This is a genomic window from Enterobacter sp. 342, assembly GCF_036663495.1.
In the GTDB taxonomy this organism is placed as follows: domain Bacteria; phylum Pseudomonadota; class Gammaproteobacteria; order Enterobacterales; family Enterobacteriaceae; genus Enterobacter.
In genome coordinates this window covers 1-2425 of the sequence record NZ_JAWUEI010000089.1, presented here as the reverse complement: position 1 = coordinate 2425, position 2425 = coordinate 1, and the positions used below count along the sequence as shown (strand labels likewise).

6 protein-coding genes are annotated in these 2425 nt (G+C 53.1%); all 6 read left to right on the top strand.

The features are described 5' to 3' along the window. The first annotated feature begins 67 nt into the window (after positions 1-67). From V6E55_RS25255 to V6E55_RS25230, 6 genes are read left to right on the top strand one after another with little or no spacing between them, the layout of a single operon-like run. A complete protein-coding gene (locus V6E55_RS25255) occupies positions 68-505 on the top strand; it encodes a recombination protein NinB (RefSeq protein ID WP_316944113.1) in 438 nt (145 codons plus the stop codon). Next, entirely contained in the window at positions 505-675 is a 171-nt protein-coding gene (locus V6E55_RS25250; RefSeq protein ID WP_316944112.1) for a NinE family protein, read from the top strand. Before V6E55_RS25255 ends, V6E55_RS25250 begins: the two co-directional genes overlap by 1 nt. Next, on the top strand, positions 668-952 hold the full coding sequence (locus V6E55_RS25245; protein ID WP_016042191.1) for a hypothetical protein: 285 nt from the start codon (positions 668-670) through the stop codon (positions 950-952). The genes V6E55_RS25250 and V6E55_RS25245 overlap by 8 nt, the downstream gene beginning before the upstream one ends. Continuing rightward, positions 949-1308, top strand: a complete 360-nt coding sequence (locus V6E55_RS25240) for a RusA family crossover junction endodeoxyribonuclease (RefSeq protein WP_274418008.1) — start codon at positions 949-951, stop codon at positions 1306-1308. The genes V6E55_RS25245 and V6E55_RS25240 overlap by 4 nt, the downstream gene beginning before the upstream one ends. After that, on the top strand, positions 1305-1421 hold the full coding sequence (locus V6E55_RS25235; RefSeq protein WP_231082182.1) for a hypothetical protein: 117 nt from the start codon (positions 1305-1307) through the stop codon (positions 1419-1421). The genes V6E55_RS25240 and V6E55_RS25235 overlap by 4 nt, the downstream gene beginning before the upstream one ends. After that, on the top strand, positions 1421-2230 hold the full coding sequence (locus tag V6E55_RS25230) for an antitermination protein Q (RefSeq protein WP_316944111.1): 810 nt from the start codon (positions 1421-1423) through the stop codon (positions 2228-2230). The genes V6E55_RS25235 and V6E55_RS25230 overlap by 1 nt, the downstream gene beginning before the upstream one ends. Positions 2231-2425 lie beyond the last annotated feature (195 nt).

Sequence of the window (2425 nt, the reverse complement as noted above, 5' to 3'; positions counted from 1 at the left end):
CCTTGTCACAGATGCAGAAATGCACCTGCGATTTTCTGCATTCTGCGTTACCTCTCGGAGGTGGCGTATGAAACAGCCTGTTTTCTACCTCCGCGACGAACGCGTTCGCGATAACCTCATCGACTACATCAGGAAGCTGCCCGTTAACGACGCTCTGCCGCTCGTGGTGAAGTTTTCTGAGGCTGACCGCACTCTCGCCCAAAACGACCTCTTCCACGCTCTCTGTGGCGATACAGCGAAGCAATTGCAATGGGCTGGCAAGTCGCGCGACATCGCTTCATGGAAAGTCCTGTATGTCTCAGGCCATGCCATTGCCACCGGTAAGCCTGGTGAAGTGGTGCCGGGTCTGGAAGGGGAGTTCTGCGCCATCCGGGAAAGCACTGCGAAGATGGGCATCCGTCGCATGACCAGTCTCATCGAATACAGCCAGGCATTTGCTGTGCAAAACGGCGTGCAACTCCGTGAAGTTCGCTACTCAGGTGATTACTTCGGGAGGGTTGCGTAATGGCTAGCCCTCTCGCTCGCATCATCACCAACGAAATCTTCCGCGTTCCGGCGCGCCGCAAGCGTAAGCCAGCGCTTAAACCTTCCGACATCCCGACCTTGAAAGGCTACACCGCCCGCCTGGTGGATCAGAAATGGCTGCGTCTCGCGGCACGGAGGAAACATGCGTAGCACCTACCGCAATAAAAAATGGCTAGCCGCAGTCGGCCAGATTGAGCAATGCGTCCTGTGCGGAGCGTGGGGCGTGCAGGTGGCGCACCGCAACGAGGGTAAAGGTATCGGAATGAAAACAGACGACTGCGCCACCGCTGCTATCTGCGTCACCTGTCATTCAGAGATTGATAACGGGAAGGGGCTGAGCCGTGACGAGCGCCGCCAGTTAATGGATCGAGCCATTGTCTTAACCGTTATCCAGATCGCCCGTCGTGGCCTAGTGGTGCCCGCATGAATATTTACGATATCACGCCGGTCAGCAAGCCCCGCATGACACAGCGAGATCGCTGGCATAAGAGGCCTGCAACAGCGGCATATTGGGCTTTCAAAGCAGAAGTTCGCCTACTTGGAATCTGCCTTCCTGAGTCCGGTTATCACATCACCTTCATTATTCCCATGCCAAAAAGGTGGAGCCAAAAGAAGCGCGCGCAACTGAACGGCCGGGCTCATCAGCAGAAACCGGATAAAGACAACCTGGAAAAGGCACTGCTCGATGCCATTTTCGACGACGACAGCTGCGTCTGGGATGGCCGGGTAACAAAACTTTGGGGAGAGAAGGGGCAGATCATTATTGGGGAGTGCGCGCCGTGACCAGAGACGAGATAACCCGGTACCAGGCAGAAAGCGTTAAGCGCGCCAGCATGCCCCCAGTAGCAAAGCACAGCCAGACCAAAAACAACCAGCCACATAAGGAAGCCGCATAATGAACCTCGAATCAATCGCTAAATACTTTGCGCCTAAATCACCGATGTTCAGTGACTCTCCTCGCGCAACCGCATCAGACAGTCTCACCGGCACTGACGTTATGGCGGCGCTTGGCCTTGCTGGTCACAAGTGCGGGTTTGGTTTCGATCTTTACCTCTCGAAAATCGGCATTAGCAGCCCAGATATAGCACTGGAGAGACTCTATGAGCAGGCACGTAAGTTATCAGGTAAATTCAGAGCACTGTCTGAACTCGATGAATCAGCTCGGTCAGGCGTGCTTAAGGTTCTCTGCGCTTTTGCATACCAGGATTATTCGAGAAGTGCTGCCAGCACTCGAAAATGTGATTGCTGTGATGGTGGAGGATTTACAGAGGCGCAAGTGTTTACCAACAAGGTCTCATACCCATGGGGGAAACCGCCGTACTGGTCGAAAATGTCGCGGGCCGTTCGCCCAAGCGACTGGGAGAGCTGGACGGAAGCGCGGGAAGTGGTGCGGGTTAAATGCAAGCCGTGTAACGGAAAAGGCGTTATCAGCAATTCGTGTCGCTGCCATGGTAAAGGTAAGGTGCTGGACAAGGCAGAAAGCGATCGCCAGGGCGTTCCAGTGATGAAAACCTGTGACCGCTGCGGTGGCAGAGGTTACGCCAGATTGAAGTTCTCAACGGTAATTAATGGCATTAATACTGTTGCTGAGATAAAGAAAACTGCGGCCTATGACCAACTTCAGCCTCTCTTTGAGGATCTCGTCGCCGAATGCCACAGGCAGGAGTCTATGGCTGATTCCATTCTCTCAAAAGTAACGAGATGAAAATATTTTTCCCTAATATTGAAAATATACAGGAAAAGGGTATTGCATTTCGCGGAAAAACTGGATAGATTCATCTCTAACGCTGGGAATACGTTCAGTCGTTCCGAAGCAAAAAAATTCAAGCCTCGCAATCACGCGGGGCTTTTTATTTTCCTGAAGTAAATCTCACGCCATGCCCGGCGCAAATTCAACACA